25 protein-coding genes are annotated in these 22,801 nt (G+C 73.8%); 13 read left to right on the forward strand and 12 right to left on the reverse strand.

Translation table 11 applies throughout. The annotated features are described in order from the left end of the window. Nucleotides 1–389: hypothetical protein (locus NMK34_RS17715; RefSeq protein ID WP_318334351.1), on the forward strand; the 389-nt coding region annotated here is incomplete at its 5' end. A gap of 92 nt (nt 390–481) precedes the next feature. On the opposite strand, the gene NMK34_RS17720 is transcribed toward NMK34_RS17715, so the two are convergent. After that, entirely contained in the window at nt 482–1,315 is an 834-nt protein-coding gene (locus NMK34_RS17720) for an alpha/beta hydrolase (RefSeq protein ID WP_318334352.1), read from the reverse strand. A 185-nt stretch (nt 1,316–1,500) separates the two neighbouring features. Beyond that, the gene (locus NMK34_RS17725) at nt 1,501–2,046 is read right to left on the reverse strand and encodes a hypothetical protein (protein ID WP_318334353.1); all 546 of its coding nucleotides are present in this window, start codon (nt 2,044–2,046) and stop codon (nt 1,501–1,503) included. A 318-nt stretch (nt 2,047–2,364) separates the two neighbouring features. Between NMK34_RS17725 and NMK34_RS17730 the strand changes: the two genes are divergently transcribed. After that, complete coding sequence (locus NMK34_RS17730; protein WP_318334354.1) at nt 2,365–3,267, forward strand: hypothetical protein; 903 nt, start codon at nt 2,365–2,367, stop codon at nt 3,265–3,267. Nucleotides 3,268–3,400: 133 nt separating this feature from the next. Here NMK34_RS17730 and NMK34_RS17735 read toward each other — a convergent pair whose 3' ends face one another. Continuing rightward, nucleotides 3,401–5,182 carry an ABC transporter ATP-binding protein gene (locus NMK34_RS17735; protein WP_412098955.1) on the reverse strand — a complete coding sequence of 594 codons (1,782 nt, stop codon included), beginning with the start codon at nt 5,180–5,182 and terminating at the stop codon, nt 3,401–3,403. Nucleotides 5,183–5,272: 90 nt separating this feature from the next. On the opposite strand from NMK34_RS17735, the gene NMK34_RS17740 reads away from it, so the two are divergent. After that, nucleotides 5,273–5,689 (forward strand): MarR family winged helix-turn-helix transcriptional regulator, encoded by a 417-nt coding sequence (locus NMK34_RS17740; RefSeq protein WP_013286718.1) that lies wholly within the window; start codon nt 5,273–5,275, stop codon nt 5,687–5,689. Nucleotides 5,690–5,773: 84 nt separating this feature from the next. Here NMK34_RS17740 and NMK34_RS17745 read toward each other — a convergent pair whose 3' ends face one another. The 8 genes from NMK34_RS17745 to NMK34_RS17780 all read right to left on the reverse strand — a co-directional run bounded on the left by NMK34_RS17745 (nt 5,774) and on the right by NMK34_RS17780 (nt 13,076). Then, nucleotides 5,774–6,400 carry a TetR/AcrR family transcriptional regulator gene (locus NMK34_RS17745; RefSeq protein WP_318334356.1) on the reverse strand — a complete coding sequence of 209 codons (627 nt, stop codon included), beginning with the start codon at nt 6,398–6,400 and terminating at the stop codon, nt 5,774–5,776. A 95-nt stretch (nt 6,401–6,495) separates the two neighbouring features. Further along, nucleotides 6,496–7,767 carry an ABC transporter substrate-binding protein gene (locus NMK34_RS17750; protein ID WP_318334357.1) on the reverse strand — a complete coding sequence of 424 codons (1,272 nt, stop codon included), beginning with the start codon at nt 7,765–7,767 and terminating at the stop codon, nt 6,496–6,498. Nucleotides 7,768–7,817: 50 nt separating this feature from the next. After that, complete coding sequence (locus tag NMK34_RS17755; RefSeq protein WP_318334358.1) at nt 7,818–8,963, reverse strand: branched-chain amino acid ABC transporter permease; 1,146 nt, start codon at nt 8,961–8,963, stop codon at nt 7,818–7,820. Continuing rightward, on the reverse strand, nt 8,960–9,838 hold the full coding sequence (locus NMK34_RS17760) for a branched-chain amino acid ABC transporter permease (protein WP_013286722.1): 879 nt from the start codon (nt 9,836–9,838) through the stop codon (nt 8,960–8,962). Before NMK34_RS17760 ends, NMK34_RS17755 begins: the two co-directional genes overlap by 4 nt. Nucleotides 9,839–9,851: 13 nt before the next feature. Beyond that, nucleotides 9,852–10,568, reverse strand: a complete 717-nt coding sequence (locus NMK34_RS17765) for an ABC transporter ATP-binding protein (protein ID WP_318334359.1) — start codon at nt 10,566–10,568, stop codon at nt 9,852–9,854. Further along, nucleotides 10,565–11,383 (reverse strand): ABC transporter ATP-binding protein, encoded by an 819-nt coding sequence (locus tag NMK34_RS17770; protein WP_318334360.1) that lies wholly within the window; start codon nt 11,381–11,383, stop codon nt 10,565–10,567. Before NMK34_RS17770 ends, NMK34_RS17765 begins: the two co-directional genes overlap by 4 nt. Before the next feature lie 140 nt (nt 11,384–11,523). Next, complete coding sequence (locus NMK34_RS17775; protein WP_318334361.1) at nt 11,524–12,729, reverse strand: RNA polymerase sigma factor; 1,206 nt, start codon at nt 12,727–12,729, stop codon at nt 11,524–11,526. Next, nucleotides 12,726–13,076: a YciI family protein gene (locus NMK34_RS17780; RefSeq protein ID WP_318334362.1), complete on the reverse strand. Its 351-nt coding sequence runs from the start codon at nt 13,074–13,076 to the stop codon at nt 12,726–12,728. The genes NMK34_RS17775 and NMK34_RS17780 overlap by 4 nt, the downstream gene beginning before the upstream one ends. On the opposite strand from NMK34_RS17780, the gene NMK34_RS17785 reads away from it, so the two are divergent. The 7 genes from NMK34_RS17785 to NMK34_RS17815 all read left to right on the forward strand — a co-directional run bounded on the left by NMK34_RS17785 (nt 13,054) and on the right by NMK34_RS17815 (nt 18,775). Then, on the forward strand, nt 13,054–14,523 hold the full coding sequence (locus tag NMK34_RS17785; protein WP_412098896.1) for a flavin monoamine oxidase family protein: 1,470 nt from the start codon (nt 13,054–13,056) through the stop codon (nt 14,521–14,523). The genes NMK34_RS17780 and NMK34_RS17785 overlap by 23 nt on opposite strands. A gap of 126 nt (nt 14,524–14,649) precedes the next feature. Then, a complete protein-coding gene (locus NMK34_RS17790; RefSeq protein WP_318334363.1) occupies nt 14,650–15,396 on the forward strand; it encodes a lysozyme in 747 nt (248 codons plus the stop codon). A 70-nt stretch (nt 15,397–15,466) separates the two neighbouring features. Next, nucleotides 15,467–16,141, forward strand: a complete 675-nt coding sequence (locus NMK34_RS17795; RefSeq protein WP_318334364.1) for a peptidoglycan recognition family protein — start codon at nt 15,467–15,469, stop codon at nt 16,139–16,141. Between the two features lie 92 nt (nt 16,142–16,233). After that, nucleotides 16,234–16,599 (forward strand): ArsR/SmtB family transcription factor, encoded by a 366-nt coding sequence (locus NMK34_RS17800; protein WP_318334365.1) that lies wholly within the window; start codon nt 16,234–16,236, stop codon nt 16,597–16,599. Continuing rightward, nucleotides 16,596–17,237, forward strand: a complete 642-nt coding sequence (locus NMK34_RS17805) for an SRPBCC family protein (protein WP_318334366.1) — start codon at nt 16,596–16,598, stop codon at nt 17,235–17,237. Before NMK34_RS17800 ends, NMK34_RS17805 begins: the two co-directional genes overlap by 4 nt. Nucleotides 17,238–17,634: 397 nt before the next feature. Beyond that, nucleotides 17,635–18,231 carry an NADAR family protein gene (locus tag NMK34_RS17810; protein WP_412098897.1) on the forward strand — a complete coding sequence of 199 codons (597 nt, stop codon included), beginning with the start codon at nt 17,635–17,637 and terminating at the stop codon, nt 18,229–18,231. A gap of 34 nt (nt 18,232–18,265) precedes the next feature. Continuing rightward, on the forward strand, nt 18,266–18,775 hold the full coding sequence (locus NMK34_RS17815; RefSeq protein ID WP_318334368.1) for an NUDIX domain-containing protein: 510 nt from the start codon (nt 18,266–18,268) through the stop codon (nt 18,773–18,775). A 123-nt stretch (nt 18,776–18,898) separates the two neighbouring features. On the opposite strand, the gene NMK34_RS17820 is transcribed toward NMK34_RS17815, so the two are convergent. Further along, nucleotides 18,899–20,065, reverse strand: coding sequence for an LLM class flavin-dependent oxidoreductase (locus NMK34_RS17820; RefSeq protein ID WP_318334369.1), 1,167 nt, complete (start codon nt 20,063–20,065; stop codon nt 18,899–18,901). Between the two features lie 143 nt (nt 20,066–20,208). Here NMK34_RS17820 and NMK34_RS17825 point away from each other — a divergent pair, with 143 nt between their 5' ends. Genes NMK34_RS17825 through NMK34_RS17835 form a run of 3 tightly spaced genes read left to right on the forward strand, consistent with a single transcriptional unit; the run spans nt 20,209 to nt 22,711 of the window. Next, entirely contained in the window at nt 20,209–21,180 is a 972-nt protein-coding gene (locus NMK34_RS17825) for a sulfonate ABC transporter substrate-binding protein (protein WP_318334370.1), read from the forward strand. Next, complete coding sequence (locus NMK34_RS17830) at nt 21,177–22,013, forward strand: ABC transporter permease (RefSeq protein ID WP_318334371.1); 837 nt, start codon at nt 21,177–21,179, stop codon at nt 22,011–22,013. Before NMK34_RS17825 ends, NMK34_RS17830 begins: the two co-directional genes overlap by 4 nt. Further along, on the forward strand, nt 21,986–22,711 hold the full coding sequence (locus NMK34_RS17835) for an ABC transporter ATP-binding protein (protein WP_318334372.1): 726 nt from the start codon (nt 21,986–21,988) through the stop codon (nt 22,709–22,711). Before NMK34_RS17830 ends, NMK34_RS17835 begins: the two co-directional genes overlap by 28 nt. The last annotated feature ends 90 nt before the right edge of the window (nt 22,712–22,801 follow it).

Raw genomic sequence — 22,801 nt, forward strand, 5'->3', positions numbered from 1 at the left:
CCCGGACCCTGCGTCAGCTCCAACATCTGCTCGACACCTACCGCGAGCACTACAACCACCGCCGCCACAGCGCCCTCACCGCCCGCGCCACCCCGCACCACGCCTGGCACACCGCCACCCGCCACGGCGGCCCCCAAGCCCTACCCATCCAAACCGACGCGACCATCCACCGATCCCGCGTCTCCACCACCGGCACCATCACCGCCGGCAGCACCCGCATCGGTGTCGGCTGCACCTGGCGCGGACACACCCTCACCGCCATCCGCGACCACCAACACATCACCGTCTACACCACCGAAGGCCACCCCATCGGCCACGCCACCATCACCAACAGCACCTACACGCGCCTCACACCCACCACTGACACACGTCCCGGGACACACCCTTGACACACCTACCGGGACATGACAGCCCCCGCGAGGGCCGCTTCGTACCAAGATCTCCACAGCGTCAGCAGCTACTGGATCGAGAAGGACGTGGCTCACCCGTGGCCGTCGAGGAAGCCGGCAACGGCCCGGCGGAAGTCGTGTGGGTTCTCGACCCACGGCAGGTGGCCGGATCCGGGCAGGCTGACCCGTTCGCAATGGGGCAGCGCCTTCTCCAGCGAGTCGACGCCCCAGCGGGGACGGATGCCCTCGGGGCCGTCGACGATCAGCACGGGGAGGTCGAGTGCTCGGCACCGCGCGGCGATGTCGGACTCCCTGAGCTCCTGCTTCACCTCGGCGTTGACGGCCCGGTTGCAGTCGTGGTTGATGCCCAGCCACGGGGTTGCCATGCCCTCGGCGTGCGTCATGGCGGCGTCAGGGTCGGCGAAGTCGGCCGACCACTGCAGGATCGCCCGTTCGCGTTCCTCGGCAGGTGTGAGGGTGCGTGCACCCAGCACCTCCCACCGGTTCAGGTGGGGCCCGAGTCGCCGCCTGAGATTCCGCTCGTAGTGCGGGTGCCAGCTTCGTTCGGGGTCGATACCGGTGCCGGAGACGTAGATCAGGTGACTGACCCGTTCCGGGTGCTCGATCGCGTACCGCAGCGCCAGGTACGCGCCCCACGAGTGGCCCAGCACCGCCGTTCGCGGTCCGGCCAGGTGTTCACGTACCGCGTCGAGATCGGCGACGAAACGGCCGACCGAGTACGGACCACGCCGCTCGGAGCGCCCGCAACCACGCTGGTCCCACCGGATGACGCGGGCGTGCCGGTCGAGCAGCCGGGCGACCGGGCCGAGGTGGTCCCACAGGCCCGGACCGCCGTGGCAGAGCACCAGCGGCGGCCCGGCGCCGACCTGGTCGGCCCACAGGCGACAACCGTCTTCGGTACGCACGTCCGCAAGTTCGGCGGCGACCGGGCGCTCACGTTCCGGGTCGTGTCAGTCGGGCCCGAGGTGACGCACATGGGCTGGATCTGGCTGACCGGCTACGTGCTCGACCGCCGGGGCAACGCGACCGCGAAGCGGGACATCTTCGTGCAGGTCGCGGGGCTGCGCCGAGCCGGCGGGCCGCCGCCGGATCAGTTGCGCGTGCCGGCGAACAGGGTCCAGGCGTCGATCTCGGTCGGCGCCAGCGGCCGCGCCGGCAGGTAGGACGCCAGGTCGCGGAAGTCCGCCACGGCGTTGTGCACGCACACCGCCAGCGAGAAGTGCAGCAGTTCCCGCGCCACCTGCGCGTCGGGCGCCGTGACGTCGCCGAGCAGCGGGCCGCGCACGTCGAGCGCGAACACCACGTGGCAGGCACTCTGGTCGGCCTTCACCACGCAGTAGTAGCGCCCGGCCTCGGCCAGCCGGTTGCGGATGTTCGCCCAGGCCATCGCCCCGGAGATGTCCGGCACGTCGGCGCCGGCCGCGCAGGCCATCCGGAACACCCAGCGGGCCGGATCGTCCGGCGACACCGCGCCGTAGACCAGCACCAGGCCGCCGCGGTGGAACACGGCGAAGCCCTGCACGTCGGGGGTGAGGTGCAGGAAGTCCGGGGTCCAGACCCGGTCGTACTGCCGCTCGGCCAGGGACCGCAGGTATGTCACGGCCTGACCGGCGGCCTGACGAGCGTCTACGCCCATGCGTTCTGGTCCTCCCCCGAGGGATCACGGAGCCTCACGCTACGAAGCGCTTCGATCACGGATCAAGGTGCACCGATCGACTCTGGATGGTCGGTCCCGTGAACGGGACCGAAACCGCTCCGAGTCCCACGGATAGGACTACGGGGCGGCTCCTCCGATCGGTCAACACCCGACGCGCGGCTGCGCGCGTACACCGGCCGCTGTTGTTAGCGTGGATCGCGGACCGCCACGGCGGTCCGGCCACCCCTCGCCCGACGGCCCGCGCGTCCCGGTGACGCCCCGGGACGCGGTGCGGCGATCCGCCATGGAGGGGGTGCGATGACCGCGGTGCCGGAGGGGCCCGAGCCGGGCGGCGGCCGGCCGAAGCCCGGCGCGCCGGTGGACACCCGGCGGCGGCGGTGGGCCGGACGGGCGCGGGCGCTGGGCGAGGCGGCGCGCGTGCGGACCCGGCGCTTCTGGGACGGCGCGCAGCCGACGCTGCGGCAGCTCTGGTGGACGGAGGAGCCGGTGACGCCGGTGACCACAGTCGACCGGCGCGTCCCGGAGCCGCTCGCGGTGCCGGCGCAGGGCCAGGTGTACGTGTTCCTGGTGCGCGCCACCTACACCTGGTCGTCGGAGACCGCCCGGCCGGAGCTGTTCGGCTGGTACGTGGACTACTTCCAGCAGCAGGCCACGCAACGCCTGCACCGGCTGGCCGTCCGGTGCGCGGCGGAGGTGCCGCCGCACCGTCCGCGCGACCTGCACGCCGCGCTGACCGCCGCGCTCGCCGACGAGGACCCGCCACCCTGGACGTACGCGCGCGGCGAGGTGACGTTCGCCTGCGAGCCGGACGTCACAGTCCATCTGGACGCGCGGGTGCGCAAGCTGCTCCAGCCGTACTGGGAGCAGCGCATCGCGCTGGAGTGCGAGCGCGACCTGGCCCGGCGCCGTGCCGAGTACGCCGAGGAACGCGACCGGCGCGAGCGGCCGACCTCGACGCGAGCCGGGAAGGACGGCGAGCCGGCCACAACGGCACCGACTGCCGACGGGACCGGGCCGGCAGGCGCGGCACGGGACGCGCGAGGGATGCCAGGCGAGGCGGGCCGGGCGCGGCGTGGATCGCGGCCGGGCGGACCGGTGGAGTCCTTCACCCCGTTGGAGCCGTTGCTCCCCCCGCCCGCGCCGCGTACGGCCCCGGGACAGCGGCCCCGCCCGGGCGAGCCGGAGCCGCCCCAGGTCTGAGCCGGGGCGTCAGCCCGGAACGGCGGCGGTGTCGGGGCGGGCCTGGCGGGCGCAGGGCTCTCCGCGCGGCCCGCCGATCCGGTAGTACCCGGGAGCGCCTCGGGTTCCGTCCCGGCGGCCGCCTCTCCTACGTTCAGCCGACCAGGGCGGCGTACCGGCCGCGCCGGTCCAGCAGCGCGTCGTGGGTGCCGGACTCGACGATCCGGCCGTGGTCGAGCACCGCGATACGGTCGGCGTCGCGGACGGTGGAGAGCCGGTGCGCGATGGTCACCACTGTGCGGCCCCGGGCCAGTTCGTCCAGCGCCCGCTGGACCGCGCGCTCGGTCTCGGTGTCCAGCGCGCTCGTCGCCTCGTCGAGCACCAGGATCCGCGGGTCGCGCAGCAGGGTCCGGGCGATCGCCAGGCGCTGCTGCTCGCCGCCGGAGAACCGGTGGCCGCGCGAGCCGACCATGGTGTCGTACCCGTCGGGCAGCGCGCTGACGAGGTCGTGGATGCGGGCGGCGCGGGCGGCGGCCTCGATCTCGGCGTCGGTGGCGTCCGGGCGCGCGTACCGGAGGTTGTCCCGCACGGTGCCGTGCAGCAGGTACGTCTCCTGGCTGACCACGCCGACGACGGCGGCCAGGTCGGCCGGGCGCAGGTCGCGCAGGTCGATCCCGTCGATGGTGATGCGGCCGGCGTCCGGGTCGTGCAACCGGCTGATCAGCGCGGCGAGTGTGCTCTTGCCGGAGCCGGTCTCCCCCACCAGGGCGAGGCTGGTGCCGGCCGGGACGTCCAGGCTGACGCCCGCGAGGGCGGCGGTGTCGCTGCCCGGGTAGCTGAAGGTGACGTCCTCGACGCGCAGGTGGCCACGGGCGGTGGCCGGGTCGAGCGGGACCGGGCGGGCCGGCTCGGCGACCTCGACGGGCAGGTCGAGGTATTCGAAGATGCGGGCGAACAGGGCGAGCGACGCGGTGAGCGTGACGCCGACGTTGAGCAGGCCCATCAGCGGCCGGAACAGGTTGCCCTGGAGCGCGGTGAACGCGACGAGCGTGCCGATGGTGAGCGTGCCTGCGGTGCCGGGCAGGCCGGCGCTCAGGTAGATCACCGCGGGGATGGCGGCGAAGACGATGCTCATGGCGGCCATCCGCCAGCGCCCGGCCAGCTCCGAGCGCAGTTCCAGGTCGACCAGGCGGGCCGAGGAGGCGGTGAACCGGTCGACCAGGGCCGGGCCGGTGCCGAGCGTCTTGGCCAGCCGTACGCCGCTGACCGACAGCCCTTCCTCGATGGTCACGGTGAGGTCGGCCAGTTCACGCTGGCGCTGGGCGGTGATCTCCCGGCGCAGCCGGGCGACCCGGCGGGTGAGCCAGAGCGCGGGCGGCAGCACGACCGCCGAGACGAGGGTGAGGCGCCAGCTCAGCGCCAGCATGGCGACGGTCGTGGCGACCACAGTGGTGAGGTTGGCGGCGATCGAGGCGGCGGTGGAGGTGACCACCGCCTGCATGCCGCCGATGTCGTTGGTGATGCGGGACTGCACCTCCCCGGTGCGGGTGCGCACGAAGAAGCCGATCGACTGCCGCTGGAGGTGGGCGAAGACGTCGGCGCGCAGCCGGTGCATGACCTCCTGGCCGACGCGGGTGGAGATCCAGGTCTGCGCGACGCCGAGCACGGCGGTCACGGCGGCGACAGCGACCATGCCCGCGACCAGCCAGGTCAGCAGCGTCAGGTCACGCTCGGGCAGGGCCCTGTCGATCACGGTACGCAGCAGGAACGGCGTGGCCATCGCGATGACCGAGGACGCCACGATGATCGCCACCACGGTGGCGAGCGGGCCGCGGTGTGCGGTGAACAGGCCGCCGATGCGGCGCAGCGACACGTCGCGGGCCTGGGCCTTCTCGGCGGGGGAAACGGTGCGGCCGTCACGGCGGCCGTCGGGGATGCGATCCAAGAGTGCTCCTCATGCAGGGGGACGATACTGAGGTTACCTCAACATGAGGGAACAACAACAAAGGCTGTTACCGTATTCCCCGTGAACGGCAGCGACGAGAGCCTGGCCGAGACGTTCTGGGCGGTGACCCGCCGGCTGCGGCACCAGACCAAACGCGCGCTGGAGCCGTGGGAGATCAGCCCCGGGCAGGCGCGGGCGCTGGGCGTGCTGATGCGTCACGGCGCGCTGCGGCCCGGCGCGCTCGCCGAGCACCTGCGCATCGCGCCGCGCTCGGCCACCGAGGTGGTCGACGGGTTGCAGGAGCGGGGCCTGGTCGAGCGACGGCCCGACCCGGGCGACAGGCGCGCCACGCTGGTCGCCCCCACCGCCGAGGGCGAGCGGGTGGGCACCGCGATCCGGCAGGCCCGGGCCACCGAGGCGGAACGGTTCTTCGGCGCGCTCGCACCGGACGACCGGGCCGAACTGACCCGCATCCTTCGCCTGCTGCGCGAGGACTGAGCACCAGGCCGGCCACCTGGACCGGCGAGGCCGGAAGCCGGCCGTCGGCGCCGAAGTCGGCCGGAAGACCGGCCGCCGGAAGCGTCAGCGCAGGCCGGCGGCGATCGCGTCGACCAGCAGCGCGCCGAGCGTACGGGCCATCACGGCGCGGGCGGCCTCGACGTCGAGCCCCATCGAGTCGCGCATCATCGACCACGCCGACCAGGTGCCGGCCACCGTGAGCGCGTCCAGCAACTGCGCGCGGCCCGGCCCGGCCTGCGCCAGTTCCGGGGCGAACACCGCCTCGATCTCCTGCCGGACCCGGGCGACCGCCGCCTCCCGGTTGCGCCGCAACTGCGGGGAGAACGGTTCCCGCAGCGCCGACGCGCGGGCCGAGGGCGCCAGCACCTCCAGCAGCCGGGCGCGCTGCTCGCAGAACGCGGCGATCCGGGCGGTCAGCGGCAACTCCGGCGGCACCGGCCGCCAGAGCGTGGCCTGCCGCTCGCCGACCCGCCGCCCGGTCGCGGCGAACAGCGTCTCCATGTCCTTGAAGTTGGTCCAGAGCGTGCGCAGCGACACCCCGGCCCGCTCGGCGATCCGTTCCCCGGTGGGCCGCAGGTCACCGGAGTCGATCAGGGCCAGGTGCGCCTCCACGATCGCGGCCCGGGTCCGCTCGGCCCGCGCCGCCCGGCCGTCCACCCGCTCCGGCGGGTCGGCCTCCACCTCGATCATGGGTACGGGATCTCCTGTTGCTCGGGTACCGGCGGCCACTCTACGTGCGTGCCGCCGGGCGACCGGCACCCGGCCGCCCGGCGGCAGCACGGCGGTCAGGACGTCGGAACGGCGTCCGCCGGCGGGTTCGTCGGCGGCTCGGTGAACTCGGTGACCGCGCCGTCGCCGTCGTCGGTGGTGTACGCGGGACCGAAGTACTCCTGCACGCCGTTGCTCACCTTGGTGAGCCGCACACCGCCGTAGCCGGCGTGCACGCCGTCGGCGTACCGGAAGGGGGTCAGGCCCGGGCCGCGGAAGCCGCCCTTGCGCACGGCCTCGACCAGCTTCTCCCGGGTGGGGTCGGGCCCGGCGGCGAGCATGGCCTGGACGAACGTGTACGCCATCGAGTAGCCGTAGATCGCGTTGCCGTCGACCGGGTTGCCCGCGTTGTACTTCTGGTGGATCTTGGTGAACTCCTGGATCCACGGGTTCGCGGTGTCGGCCACGTTCGGCAGGTAGTTGTCGGCGACCATGCCCTCGAGGATCACCTTCTTGTCGCCGAGCTGGGCCGACAGCGTGGTGTAGTCGGCGCCCACGTTGGAGACCACCCACTGCGCCTTGAAGCCCTGCCCGGCGGCCTGGCCCATGGCCAGCGCGGTGAAGCCGGGGATGGTCGCCGAGATGACCACCTGGCAGCCGGCCGCGCGCAGCGCCCCGATCGCCGGGCCGACCTGCTGGTTGGTGGTGGTGTACGTCTGCTTCGCCGCGACCGGGCCGAGGACCTGCTCGACGCCGGCCAGCGAGTCCCGCCCGAAGTCGTCGTTCTGCCCGAAGTGGCAGACCTTCGCGCCGGGGAACTCCCGCTTGACGTAGCTCGCCAGGATCTTGCCCTCGACGGTGTAGTCGGGCTGCCAGCCAAACGTGGTCGGGTACTTGTCCGGCTGGTTCCAGTTGCGGCTGCCGGAGGCGACGAACAGGTCCGGCACCTTCTGCGTCTTGACGAACTCCAGCACGTTCGTGTGCGTGGGCGTGCCGAGGCCGCCGAGCAGCGCGAAGACCTTGTCGTCGAGCACCAGCTTGCGGACCACGTTCTCGGTGTTGGCGGGGTTGTAGCCGTCGTCCATGACCTTGTAGACGATCTTGCGGCCGTGCACGCCGCCCTTGCTGTTGACGTGCTCGAAGTACGCCTTGGTGGCGGCGGAGATCTTCGAGTAGCCGGGCGCGGCCGGTCCGGTGAGCGGTTGGTGGGTGCCGATGACGACCTCGGAGTCGCTGACGCCGGGGACGTTCTCGGCGGCCTGCTTCTCATCGTCGGCGCAGGCCGGCAGCGCGGCCAGCAGGGCCAGGCCGGCGGCGGCCGCGAGAACGCGGCGGGTGGTGGGGCGCATGGTTCTCCAATCCGGTGCGACGGTGCGAACGGTGGGTGGAACCGGTGGGGTCAGCGGTCCGGCGACCGGCGGGCGGCGCGACGGCGGCGCAGCGCGGCGCGCAGCCGGGCGCCGACGGCACGCACGCCGCCCTGGAGGCCGCCCGGGGCGGCGAGCATGACGACGATGAGGATCAGGCCGAACACGGCGAGCGCGAGGTTCCCCTCCAGCCGCCGGGCCAACCCGGCGGACAGGCTGAGGTGTTCGGTGAGCAGGCCGGGCAGGTCCTGGAGCGCGACCAGCAGCACCGCTCCCCAGACCGCACCGGCCAGGCTGCCCAGCCCGCCGATCACGATCGCCATGAGCAGGAACAGCGACAGGTCCAGCGGGAACTTGCCGGGCGCGACGGTGGCGGTGAGCATCGCGTACACGCCGCCGCCGAGGCCCGCGCAGGCGGCGCTGACCACGAACGCGAGCACCTGCGTGCGGGCCACCGGGATGCCGGCGAGCCGGGCCGCGACCTCGTCGTCGCGGACCGCCCGCAGGGACCGGCCGAAGCGGCTGCGTACCAGGTTGGCCAGCAGCAGCATGGTGAGCAGCGCGGCGGCCAGCGCGATCCAGGCCAGCCAGCGTTCCGGCTGGAAGTAGGCGCCGAGCGCCGCCGGTGGCGTCTGCGCCGGGAACCGCAGCCCCTGCTCGCCGTTGAACACGCCGGTGAAGATCGTGGTGACCGCCGGGACGAGCGTCGCCACCGCGAGCGTCACGCCGGCCAGGTAGGGGCCGCGCAGCCGGGCCGCCGCCAGCCCGACGACGAGTCCGCCGAGCGCTGTCACCGCGACGGCGACGAGCAGCGACGCCGGCAGCGTCCACCAGCCGCGTACGGCCCGCTCGTCGAGGGCCTGCTGGGTCAGCGCCACGGTGTACGCGCCGGTGGCCATCAGCGCGCCGTGCCCGAGCGAGAGCTGGCCGTTGAGTCCGACCAGGACGGTGTGCCCGGCGGTGACGCAGAGGAACGCGCAGACGCGCGCCACCTGGAGGTTCTGGTACGGCGCGAGCTGGTTGGTGACCAGCACGACGAGCGTGCCGGCGAACACGGCGACGGCCAGGTGGCGCAGCAGCGTGGAGCCGCGCGCCTCGCGTCCGGCCGGCGCGCCGGGGAGCAGCCGCCGCAGCGCCGACGGTGCGGCGGGCGCGATCTCGGTGGGGGTGCTCGTCACACGTGCCTCGCTCTCGCCGCGGAGAAGAGCCCGCCGGGGCGGACCAGCAGGACGGACAGCAGCAGCACCAGGACGGCCAGCGGGGTGGTGTCCGGTCCCAGGTAGCCGGTGACGTAGGACAGGATCAGCCCGACCAGCAGGCCGCCGACCACCGCGCCGACCGGGCTGTCCAGGCCGCCGACCACGGCGGCGGTGAACGCGACCACGAAGACCAGGTCCATGGCGTGCGAGTGCAGGCCGAGTCCGGTGGGGACGACGAGCATGCCGGCGAGCGCGCCGACGCCGGCGGCGAGTGCCCAGCCCAGCGTGAGCATCCGGCCGACGCTGACGCCGAGCAGCCGGGACACCTCGGGGGCGAACGCGGCGGCCCGCATCCGCAGCCCCACCGGGGTACGGGTGAACAGCAGCGCGAGCAGCGCCACCACAGTCAGCGCCGCGCCGAGCACCCACAGGTCGTACGGGGACAGTGCGGCCACCCCGCCGATGGTGAGCGCGTCGGTGTCGAACGGCGCCGGTGCGGGCCGGTAGTCGTTACCGAAGACCATGCCGAGCACCGCCTGGATGACGAGCACCAGCCCGAGCGCGACGATCACCTGGTTGAGCGGGCCGCCGGGGCCGGCGAACCGCATCAGCACCCGCTCCACCAGCGCGCCCAGCGCCAGTCCGGACAGGATCGCGGCGGCCAGGCCCAGCCAGTACGAGCCGGTGGCGGACACGACCGCGTACCCGACGTAGGCGGTGGCCACGGCCATCGCGCCCTGGGCGAAGTTGACCACCCGGGCGGCCCGCCAGATGAGCACCAGCGCGAGCGCGAACGCCGCGTAGACCGCCCCGGCGGCGAGCCCGTCGAAGGTGAGGAACCAGAACCGCTCCATCCGCGACCCCTTCCTAGAATCCGAGGTACGCGTGCCGGAGCTGGTCGTCGTCGCGCAGCCGGGCGGCCGGCGCGGCCGTCACGACCCGCCCGAGCGACATGACGATGCCCTGGTCGGCGACGGACAGCGCGGTGCGCACGTTCTGCTCGACGAGCAGCACGGTGAGCCCTCGTTCGTCGCGCAGCCGCCGCAGCAGCGCCATGATCTGCGCGGCCACCTTGGGCGCCAGCCCGAGCGACGGCTCGTCGAGCAGCAGCAGCCGGGGCCGGGCGATCAGCGCCCGGCCGATCGCGAGCATCTGCCGTTCCCCGCCGGAGAGCTGGTGCCCGGCGTGGTCACGGCGGCGGGCCAGGGCGGGGAACAGCTCGTACACCTCGTCCTGCGCGCGCCGGGCGTCGGCCCGGTCGCGCCGCCACAGCCCGCCCAGGCGCAGGTTCTCCGCCACCGTCAGCTCGGTGACCACGCCGCGCCCCTCGGGCACGTGCGCCAGGCCGCGCCGGACCAGGTGTTCCACCCGGACGCCGCGCAGGTCCTCGCCCGCGTACCGGACGCGGCCGCCGGTGGGCCGCAGCAGACCCGAGAGGGTACGCAGCAGCGTGGTCTTGCCCGCGCCGTTGGCGCCGAGCACGGCGGTGACGGTGCCGGCCGGGACGGTGAACGCGACGTCGCGCAGCACCGGCACGGGTCCGTAGCAGCAACTGAGCGCCTCCACCTCCAGCACGGCGGTCACGACGCGCTCCCGGTCGGCTCGGCGGGCACGTCGGCGCCCAGGTACGCCTCGGTGACCCGGGGGTCGTCGCGGATGCGTTCCGGCGGCCCGGCCGCGATCACCTTGCCGAAGTCGAGCACCACCAGTTCCTCGCAGACCGACATGACCAGGTCCATGTGGTGCTCGACGAGCAGCACGGCGCAGCCGTCGTCGCGTCCGGGCAGCGCGCGGACCAGGTCGGCCAGCTCGGTCACGTCGTCGGCGCCGAGACCACCGGCCGGTTCGTCGAGCAGCAGCAGCCGGGGCCGGGCGATCAGCGCGCGGGCCAGCGCGACCCGCTTGCGCACCGGGTACGGCAGGGTGGCGGGCGCCGCGTCGGCGTACTTCTCGATGCCCAGCTCGGTGAGCAGGTCCAGCGCCCGGGCGCGCAGCCGCCGTTCGTCGTCATCGCTGCGGGGCAGGCCGAACAGCGCGGCGGCGAAGCCGGCGCGGGCGGTGTGGCTGGCACCGGCGACCACGTTCTCCAGCACGGACAGCCCGGCGAACAGACCGACGCCCTGGAGCGTGCGGGCGATGCCGAGCCGGGTGAGGGCGTGCGGGCGGGGCCGGAACGGCCGGTCGTCCAGGGTGAGCGAACCCTCGGTCGGCCGGACGAAGCCGCAGACCACGTTGAACAGGGTGGTCTTGCCGGCGCCGTTGGGGCCGATCACGCCGACGATCCGGCCGGGCGGCACCCGCAGCGAGACGTCGTCGAGGGCGACCAGGCCGCCGAAGCGTACGCCGACGTGGTGCAGCGCCAGGCCCGGTTCGACGGTGGCTGTGGCCGGTGGGCTCATCGTCACCTCGTGCCGGTCGACGGAGCGCGGAAAAACTAATTACACCGGGAGTGTACTTTTCTCTGCCGCCGCGTCAATGCCCAGGCGATCACCGCTCACTTCTGGGGGTTACCGGCCTCCTACATGCACGGTCGGTGCGATCATCCCGGCATGCGGTCGCGGGCTCGGCGCAGGAACGTCTGCTCCGCCGCGTTGCCGGTGCCGGCGATCGCCGCGTCGTACGCCTGTCGCGCCTGCTTCGGACGGTCCAGCCGGCGCAGCAGGTCGGCCCGGATCGCGTGCCATACGTGGTAACCGGCCAGGTCCAGACGCTCCACTTCAGCCAGTCCCGCCGCCGGTCCGCGTACCTCGGCGAGCGCGACCGCCCGGTTCAGCGCCACCACCGGTCCCGGGGCGACGGCCGCGAGCTGGTCGTAGAGCGCGAGGATCTGTCTCCAGTCGGTGGCGGCGGCGGTGGGCGCGTCCGCGTGCACCGCGCCGATCGCGGCCTGGATCTGGTACGGGCCGGGCCGGTCCCGGCGCAGGCACCGGCGGACCAGTTCCTGGCCCTCGGCGATCAGCTCCCGGTCCCACCGCCCGCGGTCCTGCCCGGACAGCGACACCGGCACGCCGTCCGGGCCGGTCCGGGCGTCCCGGCGCGCCTCGGTGAGCAGCATCAGCGCGAGCAGGCCGAGCGCCTCCGGCTCGTCCGGCATCAACGTCACCAGCAGCCGGCCCAGCCGGATCGCCTCGGCGCCCAGCTCGGCGCGGCCCAGCCGCTTCCCCGCGCTCGCCGTGTGCCCCTCGTTGAAGATCAGGTACACCACGGCGAGCACGCCGCGCAGCCGGTCCGGCAGGTCCGCGTCGCGCGGCACCCGGTACGGGATACCGGCGTCGCGGATCTTCGCCTTGGCCCGGACCAGGCGCTGCGACATGGTGGGCTCCGGCACCAGGAAGGCCCGCGCGATCTCGGCGGTGCTCAGGCCACCGAGCAGGCGAAGCGTCAGCGCCACCCGGGCGGGAGCGGCGAGCGCCGGGTGGCAGCAGGTGAAGATCAGGCGCAGGCGGTCGTCGGGCACGGGCCCCTCCTCGGTGGGCGGGTCGGCGGCGTGCAGCAGGGCGGCCTCGGCGTGCCGGGCCGCCCGGGTCGCCTCGCGCCGCAGCCTGTCGATCGCGCGGTTGCGGGCGGTGGTGATGATCCAGCCGGCCGGGCTGGCCGGTGGCCCGTCGGCGGCCCACCGCGACGCGGCGACGGTGAACGCCTCCTGGACCGCCTCCTCGGCGAGGTCGATGTCGCCGAGGAGACGGACCAGGACGGCTACCGCGCGGCCGTACTCGGCCCGGAAGACCCGTTCGACGTCGGTCATCCCTCGCCCTGGAACGGGCGGACCTCGATCGGCAGCGTGGTCGCGAGGGCGTAGCGGCGGCCCCAGTCCAGCGCGGCGTCCAGGTCGGCCGCCCGGATGATGGTGACGCCGCCCAGGTACTCCTTGCCCTCGGCGAACGGCCCGTCGGTGACCAGCACCTCGTCGCCGGCCGGGCGCAGCACGGTGGCGGTCTGCGGGTCGTGCAGGCCGTTGCCGAACACCCAGCACCCCGCCTCCCGCAAATCCCGGCCGATGGCCTCGACCTCGCGCATCACCCCGGCCAGGAACTCCGGGTCCGGACGGCCCTCGCCGGCCGGCTGGTACATGCTGATCAGGTACTGCTTCATCGGTGTCTCCTCACCGCCGGGGACGGCCCGCGCCGCCCTCTCACCCTCCACACGAACGACTGATGCCGGTTTCGACACGCCGGGCCGGGTGAATCCGGCCGGGAGCCGGGTACGCCGTCGCGTGCGCCGTCACCGGGTCGTCGTCGTGGGAGCCGGGTTCTCCGGTCTGGCCTGCGCGCTCGCGCTGGACGCGGCGGGCGCCGAGGTGCGGGTGCTGGAGGCCCGGGACCGGGTGGGCGGCCGGACGCTGAGCCGCCCGCTACCAGGCGGCGGCTGGCTGGACCTCGGCGCGCAGTGGATCGGCCCGACCCAGGACCGGATGTACGCGCTCGTCGCCGCGTACGGAATGACGACCTTCTCCTCCCCCGCGCACGGCGCGGCGGCGCTGCTGCTCGGCGGACGCCCGGCCACCGGCGAGCCGCCGGGGCTGTCCGCGCTGCTGGGCAGGCTCGACGAGATGGCGGGCGCACTCGACCCGGCCGCGCCGTGGCGGGCCGCCGAGGCGGCACGGTGGGACCGGATCACGTTCGGCGGCTGGCTCGACGCGAGCGCTGCCGACCCGGTCACCGCCGGGTACGCGGGCCGGATGCTCGCCGGTGGGCTGCTGGCCGCCTCGCCGGACGAGGTCTCGCTGCTGCACATGCTGTTCTACCTGCGCAGCGGCGGCGGCACCGGGCCGCTGCTGCGCATGGCCGGTGGCGCGCAGCAGGACCGAATGGCGGGCGGTCCGGCCGCGCTGGCCGAGCGGATGGCCGCCGCGCTGCCACCGGGAAGCCTGTGCCTGCGCGCCCCGGTGGACGGCGTCGCGCAGGACGGCGACGGTGTGCGGGTGCGCTCCGTCGGCGAGACGTACCACGGCGACGCGGTGGTGGTCGCGCTGGCGCCGACACTGGCCGGGCGCATCCGGTACGACCCGCCGCTGCCGCCGCTGCGCGACGGGCTGACCCAGCGGATGCCGATGGGTGTGGCGCTCAAGGTGCACGCGCTCTATCCGGAGCCGTTCTGGCGGGCCGACGGCCGCTCCGGGGTGTCCAGCACCGACACCGGGCCGCTCACCGAGACGGTGGACAACTCGCTGCCGGACGCGCCGGGCGGGGTGCTCACCGCGTTCAGCTACGGCGCACAGGCCCGGGCGCTGCGCCGGCTTGCGCAGGACGCGCGCCGGGACGCGCTGTGCGACGCGATCGCCGCGATCTTCGGCCCGGCCGCCGCGCGCCCCGACGACCTCGTCGAGTACGACTGGTCGGCGGACGAGTGGACGCGCGGCTGCTTCTGCGGCGTCCTGCCACCCGGCGCGTGGTGCGCGTACGGCCCGGAACTGCGCACGTCAGTGGGCCGGGTGCACTGGGCCGGCACCGAGACCGCGACCCGGTGGAGCGGCTATCTGGAGGGCGCGGTGACCGCCGGCGAGCGCGCCGCCGCCGAGGCGCTCGCCCAGCTCGGCTGAGCACCCGATTCAGCGAGATTCTTCGATGCAATCTATTGAAAGGTTTCTCCGTCCTGTGCCCTAATGACGACAGTTCCTTTCGTCATACTCCCGCCGCCGGAGCGCGGCAACCCCCAGGGAGGACAGATGCACAGTTCGATCCGATCGGCGCTGCGCGCGGCCGGAGCCGCGCTGCTCGCCACCGTCACCGTCGCCGCCGCGACCCTGTCCGCGGCGGCACCCGCCTCCGCCGCCCCGGCCGGACTACCCGGCATGGACGTGTCCAGCTACCAGGGCAACGTGAACTGGTCCGGGGCGTGGGCGAACGGCGCCCGGTTCGCGTACGTCAAGGCGACCGAGGGCACGTACTACACCAACCCGTACTTCGCCCAGCAGTACAACGGCTCGTACAACGTCGGGATGATCCGCGGCTCGTACCACTTCGCCCGCCCCGACACCACGAGCGGCGCCACACAGGCCAACTACTTCGTCGACCACGGCGGCGGCTGGTCGAAGGACGGGCGGACGCTGCCCGGCGCGCTGGACATCGAGTACAACCCGTACGGCGCGACCTGCTACGGCCTGAGCCAGGCGTCGATGCGCAACTGGATCGCCTCGTTCGTCAACCAGTACCACGCCCGCACCGGCCGGTGGGCCACCATCTACACCACCACCGACTGGTGGAGCACCTGCACCGGCAACACGTCGCAGTTCGCCGCCAACAACCCACTGTGGATCGCCCGCTACGCCGGCAGCGTCGGCACGCTGCCCGCGGGCTGGGGCACGTACTCGTTCTGGCAGTGGTCCTCCTCCGGGGTCTTCCCGGGTGACCAGAACGTCTGGAACGGCTCACTCGACCGGCTGCGCGTCCTGGCCTGCAACGGACCCTGCTGACCCCGGCCCGGCGTGGCGGGCGGTGCCGGTCCCGCCACGCCCAGGCCGCCCCCTTCCCGAGGAGGCTGCGATGTCCACCCCTGTCACCCGGCGGACCGTGCTGCGCGGCGCGGTCCTGCTCGGCGCCGCCGCCGGCGTCGGCGCGCTGACCCAGATCGGCTCCGGCCCCGGCGCGCGGGCCGCCGCCACCCGGGTCGACCAGCCGACCATCGCCAACTGCGCGACCTGGGGCGCCCGCCCGCCCTCGTCGCCGGTGAGCGTGGTGGCCAGCCGGCCCAACAAGATCATCGTCCACCACACGGCGTTCCCGAACACCACCGACTACAGCCTCGCCCAGGCGTACCGCAACTCCCGCGACATCCAGGATCTGCACATGGACGGCAACGGCTGGCTCGACTCCGGGCAGCACTTCACAAACAGCCGGGGCGGCTACCTGACCGAGGGCCGGCACGGCAGCCTCTACGCGCTGCTGCACGGGCAGACCATGGTGCAGGGCGCGCACTGCGTCGGGCAGAACAGCCAGGCCATCGGCATCGAGAACGACGGCATCTACCTGGACGTGCAGCCACCGCAGGCGCTCTGGAACAGCCTCGTCACGTTCTGCGCCTTCACCTGCCAGCAGTACGGCATCGCGCCCACCGAGATCTACGGGCACAAGGACTTCAACGACACGCAGTGCCCGGGCCTGCTGCACGACCGCCTGCCGGAGCTGCGCCGTACCGTCGCCGCCCGTCTCGGCGGCTGACCCACGGGGGTACGCGGGGCGCCCGGGTGCGACGGGCGCCCCGCGACGCGTCAGTCCTCGCTTATATAAGGCGCTCGTGATAAAAAGGGGTCGTGCACGCCTTCGACGTTCTCGGCGACCCGGTCCGGCGCCGGATCCTGGAGCTGCTCGCCGACGGCGAGCAGCCCGCCGGCGCGCTCGGCGAGACCGTGCGGCGCGAGTTCGGCATCAGCCAGCCCGCCGTCTCCCAGCACCTCAAGGTGCTGCGCGAGCACGGCTTCACCACGGTGCGCGCCGAGGGCACCCGCCGCCTCTACGCCGTGGATCCCGGCCCGCTGCGCGAGATCGACGCGTGGTTGGACGGGTTCCGCCGCTTCTGGACGCCGCCACTGGCGGCGCTCGCCACCGAGCTGGCCCGGGGCCGCCGCGAACGACGACTGCGCGCAGACGACACCGACGACGAGAGGACCGACCCATGATCGACGTGACCGGACAGATCAGCGCCGTCGAGCGCCGCATCGGCGACCGTACGCTGCCCGCCGGGCAGGCGCGGGTGCTCACCATCGCCCAGACGTACGGCGCGCCCGTCGCCGACGTCTTCGACGCCTGCACCAACCCGGAACGGATACCCCGCTGGTTCCTGCCGGTCTCCGGCGACCTGAGTCTCGGTGGCCGCTACCAGCTGGAGGGCAACGCGGGCGGCACCGTCGAGCGCTGCGACCCGCCGCACGGGTTCGCCGCGACCTGGGAGTTCGGCGGCGAGGTGAGCTGGATCGAGGTGCGGCTGCACGAGGCCGGCCCCGGTCGCACCCGTTTCGAGCTGGAACACGTCGCGCACGTCGACGACCAGCGGTGGACCGAGTACGGTCCGGGCGCCGTCGGCATCGGCTGGGATCTGGCGCTGGTCGGCCTGGCCTCCCACTTCGCCGCCGACGGTACGGGCGTCGATCCGGCCACCGCAGCCGACTGGATGGCCTCACCCGAGGGCCTGCGCTTCGTCACCGAGTCCAGCAGAAGCTGGACGACGGCAAGCATCGAGGCCGGCACTCCCACCGAGCAGGCCCACACGGCAGGCGACCGGGTAACCGCGTTCTACACAGGCGCCCCCACTCCCTGACCCCCCGCCCCGCCCCCCGCCCCCCTCTCCCCGTCGATCTTGCACTTTGCGCCCGCAGAATGTCCGATAGGCGCGTTATGAGGGGCACCAAAGCGCAAGATCGACTATGAGGGCGGCCCAGGTCTTGGAGATCTTGGTAGGAAATGGCCCTCATAGGGGCACTTTCGTACCAAGATCTCTCAGGATCTCGTGATGCGGGACGGCCTTCTCTGCAGTCAAGATGCGCGGCCGGCTCGGGCAGGCGAATGTGGCTCGACGTCGCGAGGCGCGCGTGGTCGGAACGTCGACGTGAGCGGACGAGCCGAGGCAGCGGGCGGGGAGGGCGGGGCCGGACGGAGATGTCCGTGGTGGACGGTGACGTCGGTGTGCCGTCCCCGGGGCGAAATGCGGCGGTGGGATGTCGGTGGGGTGGGGCAGACTGCGGGGCATGCCGATCCGCTCCGTCACCGACCTGACCACTGCGCTCGACGCGGGTCAGACGGTCAAGTACCTGCACTTCTGGGGGCACCGGCCACGGCGTGACGGCAGCATCGGCGCGAGTTGCCTGAGCCAGTGGTGGCCGTCGGCGTTCACCGTGGACGGCCGGGAGTTCGCCACCGCCGAGCACTGGATGATGTGGCACAAGGCCACCCTGTTCGGCGACCACGCGATCGCCGAGCGGGTGCTGGCCGCCGGGCATCCGCACCGGGCCAAGGCGCTCGGCCGGCAGGTCCGCGACTTCGACGAGGCGACCTGGGTGGCCCGCCGCTACGAGATCGTGGTGGCCGGCAGCGTCGCCAAGTTCTCGCAGGACGAGGCGTTACGGCGATTCCTGCTCGGCACCGGCGACCGGGTGCTGGTGGAGGCCAGTCCGACCGACCGGGTCTGGGGCATCGGCCTGACCGCCGACGACCCGCGTGCCGCCGACCCGGCGACCTGGCGGGGCGGCAACCTGCTCGGGTTCGCCCTGATGGAGGCGCGCGCCACGCTCGCCGGCCGAGGGGGTGACGCCTGACCTCGGGCGGCAGGTGCGGGTAACGTGCTGCGGCGTGACCGCGTACTCGCACTGCTCGTTCTGCGGCGCGGCCTACCCGGCGGACGCCGGTTGGCCACGCGTCTGTTCCTCCTGCGGGGAGACGGTGTGGCGTAATCCGCTGCCGGTGGCGGTGGCGGTGCTGCCGGTCCGCACGCCGGAAGGACTCGGCGTGGTGGTGGTACGCCGCGACATCGAACCGGCCCGGGGGCAGCTCGCGCTGCCGGGCGGCTTCATCGAGTACGGCGAGGAGTGGTCCGAGGCGCTCGTCCGTGAGCTGCGCGAGGAGACCGGGCTGCGGGCCGAGGCCGGCGAGGCGCGGCTGTTCGCGGTGCACGGCGCCCCGGCCGGCGGCACCATGATGGTCTTCGGGGTGCTGCCCGAGCGGCCGGTCGGCGACCTGCCGCCGTCGGCGCCGACCGAGGAGGCCACCGAGTGGCTGGTGCTCACCGATCCGGTCGAGCTGGCCTTCTCCACCCACAGCCGGGTGCTCGCCGACTTCCTCGCCGGGCAACGCCCGCTCTGACCTAGGCGACCCGGGCAACGCCCGCTCTGACCGAGGCGACCCGGGCAGCGCCCGGCCCTGACCGAGGCGACCCGCCAGCGCCGGACGCCCCGGCCGGCTCAGCCGGCAACGGCCGCGGCGCGGTCAGCCGCCCGCCGGGACCGGCTGGGGTGAGAACGGCACGGCGGCCGGTGCCTCGACGGCCGGTTCCCCCGCCGGGTGCCGCCACAGCCCGCGCCGCCGCAGGATCGGCAGCACGCCCTCACCGAACCAGTAAGCCTCCTCCAGGTGCGGGTGGCCGGAGAGGATGAACTCGTCCAGGCCGAGCGCGTGGTACTCGGCGATCCGGTCGGCGACCTCGGTGTGGCTGCCGACGAGCGCGGTGCCCGCGCCGCCGCGTACCAGCCCGAACCCGGCCCACAGGTTCGGCGAGACCTCCAGCCCGTCGCGGGAGCCGCCGTGCAGGTCGAGCATCCGCCGCTGCCCCTCGGACTCGCTGCGCCGCAGCCCTTCCTGCACGGCGCGCACGTCGGCCTCGGGGATGCCGTCGAGCAGCTTGCGGGCCTGGGCCCACGCCTCCTCGGCGGTGTCGCGGCTGATCACGTGCAGCCGGATGCCGTACCGCAGCTCGCGACCGGCATCGGCGGCGAGCCCGCGGATCCAGTCCAGCTTGCCGGCCACCTGCGCGGGCGGCTCGCCCCAGGTCAGATACACGTCGCTGTGCCGGACCGCCACCGGCCCGGCCGCACCGGAGGATCCGCCGAAGTAGACGGGCGGCACCGGGTCGGGCACCCGGCTGAGCCGGGCGCCCTCGACCCGCACGTGGGCGCCGTCGTGGCCGACCGTCTCGCCGCGCCACAGCGCCCGCACCACGTGCAGGAACTCGCCGGTACGCGCGTAGCGGGCGTCCTTGTCCAGGAAGTCGCCGTACGCGCGCTGCTCGGCGGACTCGCCGCCGGTGACCACGTTGAGCAGCAGGCGCCCGCCGGACAGGCGCTGGAAGGTGGAGGCCATCTGCGCGGCGAGGGTGGGTGAGAGCAGGCCGGGCCGGAACGCGACGAGGAACTTCAGCCGCTCGGTGACCTCGGTGAGCATGGCGGTGGTCAGCCAGGCGTCCTCGCACCAGGCGCCGGTGGGGGTGAGCGCCCCGGCGAAGCCGAGCTGCTCGGCGGTACGGGCGATCTGCCCCAGGTACGCGACGCTCGCGGGCCGCGCGCCACCGGCGGTGCCGACCGGTACGCCGTGTCCGCCGCCCACGATGTCCCGGCTGTCGCCGTAGGTCGGCAGGAACCAGTGGAAGGTGAGCGACATGGTGTACCTCCGGTGCGGGATGGGGCGGGTCGCCTCCTGAGTGGTGGGACGACCACACCGACACACTACCCATAAAACCTATCGGGTTGGTAGGTTGCTGTCGCCCGCCGACGGCCGGGCCCATCCCTGACCGAGGAGTCGCCATGCGTACCCCCAGATCCCGCCGCCGGCCGCTGGCCGCGCTGCTCACCACCCTCGCGCTGCTCGCCGCGACGGCGCTGACGGCCTGCGGCGGCGAGGCGGCCGACGCCAGCGGCGGCGGCGACGGCCCGCTGCGCATCGGCTACCAGCGCTTCGGCGGGCTCAGCCTGGTCAAGGCGCGCGGCGACGCGAAGAACGTCACCTGGTCGCTGTTCGAGAGCGGGCCGGCGCTGACCGAGGCGCTCAAGGCCGGCTCGATCGACATCGGCCAGGTCGGCGAGGCGCCGCCGGTCTTCGCCGCCGCCGGGAAGATCCCCTTCTCCGTGGTCGGTACCTCCCAGCCGATCCCGCAGGGCGAGGCGGTGCTGGTCAAGGCGGACAGCCCGTACCGGGGATTCGCCGACCTGCGCGGCAGGACGGTCGCGCTGAACAAGGGCTCCAACGTGCACTGGCTGCTGGTCAAGCTGCTGGAGGCGAACAAGATGACGCTCGCCGACATCAAGGTGAAGTACCTCAAGCCCGCCGAGGGGCGGCCCGCGTTCGACAACGGGCAGGTCGACGCGTGGATCATCTGGGACCCGTACTTCGCGCTGGCCGAGCAGCCCGGCGTACGGGTACTCGCCGACGCCACCGGCCTGGCCGGTAACCGCGAGTATGTGCTGGCCGCCCCGGACGCGGTGAAGAACCGCACCGCTGACGTACGGGCGTTCCTGGACACGTACCGGCAGACCACCGACTGGGGCATCGCCCACCCGTCCGAGCGGGCCGCCGTCCTCGCACCGGAGCTGAAGATCCCGCTCGACGTGACCACCCGGGCGCTGGCCCGCAGCGCCAAGCCGCTCGCCCCGGTCACCCCGGAGATCGGCGCGGAGTTGCAGGCCATCGCGGACAGCTTCGTGGAGCTCAAGCTGGTGCCCGGACCGGTCGACATCGCCGGCCGGGTGGACGGCCGGTTCAACGAGGCGTTCCAGTGAGCGGTCCGGCGCTGGCCGAGGCGACCGCGCCTGCCGTACCCGATCGGGTGAGGCCGCGGCGGTCGCGGGCCCGCGCGTCGCGGCGGTGGCGGCGCGCGGCGAGCCCGGTCGTGCTGGTGCTCGCCTGGGAGGCCGCCGCGCGCACCGGGCTGCTCGCCGCGGAGAAGTTGCCCGCGCCCAGCGCGGTGCTCGCGACCGGGTGGCGGCTGGCGCGCGACGGGACGCTCGGCGTGCACCTGCTCGACTCGCTCACCCGCGCCGCGCTCGGCCTGCTCATCGGCGGCGGCCTGGCGCTGGTGCTCGGCGCGGCGGCCGGGCTGCTGCGCCTCGGCGACGACCTGGTCGACCCGCCGGTGCAGATGGCCCGGATGCTGCCGCACCTGGGCCTGGTGCCGCTGCTGATCATCTGGGTCGGCATCGGCGAGTCGCTGAAGGTCACGCTGGTCGCGCTCGGCGCGTTCTTCCCGATCTACTTCAACACGTACGCCGGCATCCGCGACATCGACGAGCGGCTGGTGGAGGCGGCGCGTACCTGCGGTCTCGGCGCGGCGGCCCGCCTGCGGCACGTGGTGCTGCCCGGCGCGCTGCCGGCGCTGTTCCTCGGGCTGCGGCTGGCCATCGGCGCGGCCTGGCTCAGCCTGGTCGTCGGCGAGCAGGTGAACGCGCAGACCGGCGTCGGCTTCCTGATGATGGAGGCGCGCGAGTTCAGCCAGACCGACGTGGTGGTGCTCGGCCTGCTCGTCTACGCGCTGCTGGGGCTGGCCTCCGACCTGCTCATCCGGTACGCGGAGAGGAGGACGCTGGCGTGGCGACGCGGACTGCGCGCGACCTGACCGGGCCGGTGCTCACCGCACGCGCGGTGACCCGGGCGTTCGGCCCGGCGGTGGTGCTGGCCGGTGTCGACCTGACCATCGCCGCCGGGGAGACGGTGGCGCTGCTCGGCGGCAGCGGCTCCGGCAAGAGCACGCTGCTGCGCGTGCTGGCCGGGCTCGACGGCGACGCGGGCGGCGAGCACGCGGTGCACGGCACCGCCGCGGTGGTGTTCCAGGAGCACCGGCTGCTGCCGTGGAAGCGGGTGGCGGACAACGTGGCGCTCGGCCTGACCGGGCCGGACGTGGGCGACCGGGTCGGCCGCGCGCTGGCCGAGGTGGGGCTCGCCGACCGGGGCCGGGCCTGGCCGGCCGAACTGTCCGGCGGGCAGGCGCAGCGGGTAGCGGTGGCCCGCGCGCTGGTCCGCGAACCGGACCTGCTGCTGCTGGACGAGCCGTTCGGCGCGCTGGACGCGCTGACCCGGCTGCGCATGCAGGGGCTGCTGCGGCGGCTGCGCGCCCAGCACGGCTTCGCCGCGCTGCTCGTCACCCACGACGTGGAGGAGGCGCTGCTGCTGGCCGACCGCGTCCTCCTGCTCGACGACGGCGTGATCGCCGAGGAGGTGCCGGTACGCCTCGGCCCGTCCCCGAGCCCCGACGACCCGGCCCTCGGCGCGCTGCGCCGCCACCTGCTCGACCGACTCGGCGTACCCGCCGGCTGACGGCCGGGCCGCCGCCCACCTGCGAGGGATCGATGAAAAGTCCTACTGATTGAATAGGAAAGGCAGCGTCGCCTACCCCGGAGGTCAGCA

Source organism: Micromonospora sp. BRA006-A, from assembly GCF_033433935.1.
Lineage (GTDB): Bacteria > Actinomycetota > Actinomycetes > Mycobacteriales > Micromonosporaceae > Micromonospora > Micromonospora aurantiaca.